This is a genomic window from Paraliomyxa miuraensis (genome assembly GCF_026337845.1).
Taxonomy (GTDB): domain Bacteria; phylum Myxococcota_A; class Polyangia; order Nannocystales; family Nannocystaceae; genus Paraliomyxa; species Paraliomyxa miuraensis.
Genome location: NZ_JAOVZF010000140.1, coordinates 152,139 through 158,769 on the forward strand (window position 1 = coordinate 152,139; position 6,631 = coordinate 158,769).

The 6,631-nt window shown below is 67.0% G+C and carries 3 protein-coding genes; 1 reads left to right on the forward strand and 2 read right to left on the reverse strand.

The genetic code is table 11. From position 1 onward, the window contains the following. The first annotated feature begins 52 nt into the window (after window positions 1–52). Complete coding sequence (locus tag OEB96_RS08735; protein WP_266215037.1) at window positions 53–1,453, forward strand: hypothetical protein; 1,401 nt, start codon at window positions 53–55, stop codon at window positions 1,451–1,453. A gap of 3 nt (window positions 1,454–1,456) precedes the next feature. Here the strand turns inward: OEB96_RS08735 and OEB96_RS08740 are convergent, their stop codons facing one another. Together OEB96_RS08740 and OEB96_RS08745 are read right to left on the reverse strand one after the other, a co-directional pair. Continuing rightward, entirely contained in the window at window positions 1,457–4,768 is a 3,312-nt protein-coding gene (locus OEB96_RS08740) for a hypothetical protein (RefSeq protein ID WP_266215038.1), read from the reverse strand. A 133-nt stretch (window positions 4,769–4,901) separates the two neighbouring features. Then, window positions 4,902–6,548, reverse strand: a complete 1,647-nt coding sequence (locus OEB96_RS08745; RefSeq protein ID WP_266215039.1) for an FG-GAP repeat domain-containing protein — start codon at window positions 6,546–6,548, stop codon at window positions 4,902–4,904. Window positions 6,549–6,631 lie beyond the last annotated feature (83 nt).

Consider the following 6,631-nt stretch of genomic DNA (forward strand, 5'->3'; position numbering starts at 1 on the left):
GATCCGCCCCAAAGTGCCGGCCAATGGCCGGCTCACGTCGTAGGCTCGGACCATGACCCCGCTCGGACTGCGATGCTCCCTCGCCGCGGCCACGCTCGTGGGCCTGGCGGCCACCTCCGCCCGGGCCGAGCCCGCCGTGCTCTACGTGCCCACCGAGGACGTGGTGCTCACCCCCACGAGCACCCCCGGGTGCACGAGCCAGGTGAACTCGGCGACCGGGTGCACCGCGGGTCTCGACATGATGCAGGTGGTGCCGCCGTACGCGGGGGCGATGGCACTACGAGATGCGCTCGAGCTGGCGCTCGCGCCGTATGACGTGCACATCGCCACCGAGCGACCGCCGCAGTACCTCGCGTACACGATGCTGCTGGCCAGCGAGACGCCCGATCCCGCCAGCACGAGCGTCACCTGCAGCCGGGGCGGGATCAACTGTGGGGCCCGCAAGCGCAACGGCATCGTGCAGATCTTCGGGCCCACCCCCAATTGCTCGGTGCTCGACGTGCCGCTGGCTTCGACCTACGCATTCGGGCGGATCTCGGGGCTCGAGGGCGTGGCCGACCCGCTCGATGCGATGCGCTACATCCCCAACTTCGCCACGCAGAGCGGGACCTTCGTGGACGGCTGCTCGCCGCGGGTGCAGCAGATCAGCTTCGACGAGATGGGGGTGGGGACCGAGCTGCCGTTCGAGTGTACGTCGCTCGATCACAATGGCTGCGGCTCCGACGAACAGAACGGCCACGCGGATCTGCTGGCGTACTATGGTCCTCGCACGATCGACGAGGATCCGCCGCTGCTGACCAACCTGCAGCCGGGCGATGGTGCCGTGATCGAGTTCGGCGACGACCTGGTGATGGACGTGGACATCGCCGATGCCGATCCGGTGCTGGGGGGGCGCTGGACCGTCTACTCGCCCGTGCTCGAGGACTTCGACTTTCCAGACGGGATCCTCACCTTCTGCACCAACGACGTGTGCGACGCCGGCTGGGACGACGGCACGCCGCTCAAGGCCACCAACAGCGACTGGAGCCTGGTGCTCTCCGGGATTCCCGAGGGCACCTACGAGCTGACGTTCGAGGTCTCCGACTTCCACGGCAACGTGGCCACGTCGCCCACGATCGTGGTGTACGTTGGCGATCCCCCGCCGGGGTCGGATACGGGCGAGGACACCGGTGAATGGGACACCGGGAGCGTCGACAGCAGCGGCGGCCCGGGGATGACGACCGGCGCCAGCGGCCCGCCGCCACCGCTCGACTCGGGCGCCGACGTGGGCCCGGGGCCCAGCGACGACTCGGGCACGGGCGAGCCCGAGGCCGATGACGGCGGGTTGGTGCCGCACGGGTGCCTGTGCACGTCGCGGGGAGGGAGGCGCGGTGCTGGGGGGTGGTGGTTGGTGGTGGTTGGTGCGCTCGTCCGGCGTCGAGCTCGAGCTCGAGCTCGCAAGTGTAGTGAGTAGAGATCATTGACATGCGATGGTCCTGGTCACCGTGGTGGTCGCCCCTCGTGCGTCGCGGGCGACCAGCCTCAGCTCGTGGTCCCGGGTCATCGGTAGAGCGGTGACTTCCGGGTGCACGAGGACGTCGTCGACGTACCAGCGCAGGTGATCGAGGTCGCCATCCGGGTCGACCACGCTCGAGATCAACGGGAGCACCGTTGGGCACGGGACCGAGGTAGGGGTGGTGATCGCGGCGATGGGCGGCTCGCCGAGCACCGACTTCGTGGCGAGCTCGAAGCGGATCGTCAGCGGGAGCACGTCGTCGCCGCAGGGTATGGGGACGGCCATGTCGATGGTGGCGGCGAACAGGCCGGCGTGGCCCGCGGTGAGCGTGACGAGATACTCGTTGACTCCACGGATGGTGTACGGGACGCCATCGACGGTGAGATCGGCCTGCAGCAGCAGTGCGCCCGCCGGGAATGCCTTGGTGTAGGAACTCGCGTCGGCGATGCCCATCGCGGGCTGTAGCAGCTGGATGTCGAGGTCGCCGACGTCCAGCGACAGCGGGGAGCCATCCGGGCACGTGTCGGCGATCGTTGCCGGGTTCGTGCTCGTGAGGAACAGCGAGCCCATATAGAACGGACAGGTAGTGCCGGTCTCGCCGTCGGGGCACACGGAGTAGCCGAGCTCGCCGCTCAGGCTCATCGAGGTGATCGCGTTGGGCGTGATGAACTCGACTCGGCTCCCGTCTTCGCCTCCGCCGAGCTCGAGCAGGTGCTCCTCGCCACGGTGCAGAGGTTGGCGCGCTTCGGTGGTGCGCTTGGCCCTTGCCGCGCAGACTGCTTCGTCGAAGACCTTGCAGCAGTCGCCTTCGAGATCGCATGCGAGCGCTTGGCCGGGGAAGATGCCGTGGCCGTCGGCCAGCGAGTCGGGGATCTGCTGGGTTGGACCGATGGCCGAAGTGAGGCGTAGGGATGGGGTCGCGAAGGCGCCCGGTGCGGTGCAGTTCGCATGCACGTCGTGATCGTCCGACCACTCGATCTCGCATGCTGCGACACAGGCCTGCGTGATGAGATCGAGCTCTTCGGCGGTCGGGTGCTTCGGGTCGAGCACCCAGCCCTTGGGTGCGTGGACGACCCAGCCCTCGTACGCATCACCGGGAGGCCCGTGGACGGTGGGCACCGCGACGGGAGAGATGGAGGTCGAGCCGCAGCTCCCTTTGTCGGGCTCGACCAGGCACGACTTCTCGACGGGAGCGAGCCCGGCCGTCGCGGGGCAGTTCCACGCCGTGTCCTGGTAGCCAGGCGCAACGAGGCCCATGCTCGAGGGATCCCGGGTGAATTCGATCGTGTCGACCAGTACGTGCTGCGCCTGGTCCGACGAGAACCTCAGGCGGATGGCACCGAGATCCTCGATGGCGATCGGCGCGAAGCGGGTCAACGGAATGCGGATCGTCTGCATGAAGTGGTGCGCACGACAGTTGGTGTTTCCCTGGTAGGTCGTCAGCTCGTCGTGCGGCTCGAGGATCGGCTCCGTGACCACCGTGCTCGCCTGCGCCACGCCGCTCTGGTCCACGAGATCGATCTCGAACGAGAGCGCGGCATGTTCGGACTTGCACTCCTCCGGGTCGAGGTTCTCGTAGATCCGGCCCGCTCGCAGGCTCAGGTGCGTGAAGCCGCCGATTCCCGCAAGCGGTGTGCCGTCGTCCTCGAGCGACCACTCGACGACGAGCTCATCCATGGGGTTGCCGCCGTAGTCGACGCGCAGCGCCGCGGTGTCGTGCGAGAAGTAGCTGCTGTCCGAGAGATCGTCGTAGAGCGCAGGGCCGAAGTTGGTACACGCGTTGCCCCCCGAGCCGGACACGGTCACCGCTCCGCCCAGGGTCGAGGCTCCCAGGTTGGGGCCGCACCCGAAGATCGGGCGATGGAGGTTGTCGATCATGAACCGGTCCGCACCTGGCGGCGCATGGCCTTGCGTATAGTCGATGAACGTCAGAGGTCGTTGCTGCACGACGTCGTGGAAGTCGACGAGGTGGCCCTGCCAGTCGACGCCCGTCAGTGCGCAGTGGAATCCATCCGCAGGGTTGCCACCCTCGGGAGGCAGATCGGCGGAGCGGAGGATCTCCTCCCGCGCGGTGGCGTCCTCGAAGATCGTCCACGCCGCGAACCGCCCCACGAAGAACGGGCCGAGGACGTCGCCGATCGCCCGTCCATAGTGCGAGCCGACTGTGCGGACCACACCACCCCAGTCGGTGTGGGTGACGCCGAACACGTTGGCCAGCACCGCGTCGTTCTCCGCTGCGGCCGCGGGATCCTGGGGAGAGCTGAATGCATCGTCGGAGAGGCGGTTGTCGTACGCAGCGACTTGATCCCCGAGCGTGTCGTCGTCGATCGATCCGAGCAGGCCGAGGAACGGCGGAGATCTCACGTCCGTGATGGGCCCGACGTCGGTGGGATCGCCAGCGCCAGCCATGATGCCGTCGCCGTACCGCTGCGCGATCGCGGCATGGCTGCACAGCTCGTACTCACCGATGGTGGTCGACATCGACGTCGCGTACGTGTCGAGCGACGCGGGCAGCAGGTACGCGCCCGAGCCGCTGCGACTGTGGCCGACCACGAACGTGCTGTGCGCGAGCCGTGGAGGATCATCGTCGACCCCCGACCAGGGACTGGTCGCGTTGGGGTTCCGCGCCCAGTGCATCGCACACGCCAATGCCTTCTCTCGCTTCTCCGAGCTCCAGTTCGAGTTCGGAGGAGGCTGAACGCTGAACACCACCATGCCCCGGCGAGCCAGCTCCTCGGCCAGAACGTCATAGAGATGCTGACCAGGAGACAGCGGCGGCATGGCCTCCGGAAAGACGGAATTCAAGCCATTCCCGGGCCCCAGGAACGCACTGGGGAACCCGACGTCGCTCGGAGGCCACGTGTCGGGCGGGTTGTCGTGGGTGTTCTGCGGGTTGCACTCATCGGGCGGGGCGCCGACCAGCGGCGCGGGGTGATGGACGACGATGTCGAAGTCGTCGGCGTCGATGACTCCATTGAGTTTGGGGCCCACCAATGCTTGCCACAATACACCTTCCGGTCCGCAATCCTGATCCACGTCCACCTGATACCTCTCACCCTCGAAGTGAGCGTCGTAGACGTCGTACATCCCGGCCATCTGGCACGGTGTCTCGGCCTGCGGAAACCCTCCTGTTTCGTCGGCAGTCCCATCGAGCGCGCCCGAATCCTCGAAGACACTCGTAGAACCACCACCGTCGGCCACCGAGGTCGAGTGGTTGCCCGGTGCACCGGGATCACCACCACTGCACGCGCACACCATTCCGAGCGCGACCATCAGGAAAGGCCGGACGCGTCCTCCGTTTCTCGTGCTGCGCTTCATCGTTCCAGTCTCCCACTCCGGGCGCATCACCTCACGAACGTCACCACGACGCGCGCACATGTCCGCCTCATGGTGGGCGATCTACGATCTAGGGAGCAGAGAGCAAGGCGATCCCATCCCGAGGCTTCGCATCGCTCTCGGGATCTTCCAGCAGTATGTCCGTCAGGCCATCTCCATTGAAGTCACCAATGCCATATGTGCCCGCATCACACGTTTCGGCAACGACACGAACTCGTGCAGAATCCAACTCGGGCTCGAGTGGCGCGACGACACATGAGCGTTCATTCCACATGAGCATGTCCGGCCGGCCGTCTCCATCGAAATCGGCAACATCGATCAGAAAATAGCCCGTGTCATCGGGCGCCTCGTACACCACGGGCTCGTCGAACGAACCGTCCCCACGCCCGCGAATGAACGAGACCCCGCGATAGACGTCGAAGATCAGATCGAGGTTCCCGTCCTCATCGAAGTCGACCCGGTACATGCCAATGGCGTGCGTCCCTCCGGCCGGGAACGAGCCCACGTACTCGACCGTCTGCAGGCTCGGCCGCGTCAGGAACACGTAGAAGCGCCACCACTGTGGGTCGTAGTCCGCAACGTACGGGTCGCAGACGTCTCCGAACTCTCGAACGACGAAGTCGTCGACGCCGTCTCCGTCGAAGTCGCCGAAGAGCGACTCTCCGAAGCTCTGGCACCCGGAGAGTTCGATCGGCCCCTCGATTCCTTGCCAGGTCTCCCCCTCCCGCTCGAAGATCCACCCGCCGCGGACCTCTCCGGGCATCCACATCGTCGCCACGATCTTCTCGAGCTCGCCGTCTCCGTCGCCATCGATCGGCACGGGCAGCCCGCTGGCCAGCCAGTCGTCATCTCCGTACCACGTGTTCGCGAGGTGCGTGACCGGGGCGAGCGTGCCGCCGAGGTTCTCGTGGTACGAGACGATCCCAGGGCCGTACTGGAAGAGGACGTCCGGGTCGCCATCGCCATCGAGGTCCCGATCGGTGCTGGCCACCCCGAAGCTGCCGACCCCCGGCTCGGTCTGCCAGCGCTTCACGAAGCGCCCGTCCTCATACACGATCGACATCATATCGGGAAACGGTTCATCGATCGGATTGGCGAGCGCGAGCAGCTCGTCGCGACCGTCTTGATCGAGGTCGGTCGTCAAGATCTTCGATGCCGACAGCACCCCGATGTCGAGATCGGCCCACACCACACGCTGCTTCGCGTAGCAGAGCTGCTCTGGATCGACGATCCCATCCCCGCACCCCTCGGGCAGCGGCTCACCGACGTCCGGTGGCACATCCTCGCTGTCACTCGCCGAGGTCGAGCTCGGCGAGGGCGGTGGCAGCACCGAGGATCCGAGCGCCACCTCATCATCGGCCCCGCACGCGCTCGCCGCGAGCGCCACTACCAACGCCGCGAGCGCCACCTCGCTGCGCATCGTAGCTCCGCGGCTGCCCGGCGCGTCCATCGATCCCCATTCTTTCCAACGAATCGAGCATGGCAAACCCGGCACGCACGAAAATCCTACCGTCACCGAGCAAGCCGTTCGGTACACCGTCCTGCCGCAGGTCGAACCTCCCGCTCGAAGATCCACCTTCCGCGGACCACCCCGATCCGGCCGGACAGCCCCTCTACCCGTCACCTCTCCCGCTCCGCCCGCCCGCAATTCGCCTCCCAGCGCCCAAATTTCCGCTCCATCAGCGAATTTTCTCGCTCCGACCACCCCCGCCCCCACCTCGCGACCCCTTGCCCCCACCTCCACGACCCGCCGCCCCCGCCTCCGCCACCCGCCGCCCCCACCTCGCCGACCCGTCGCCC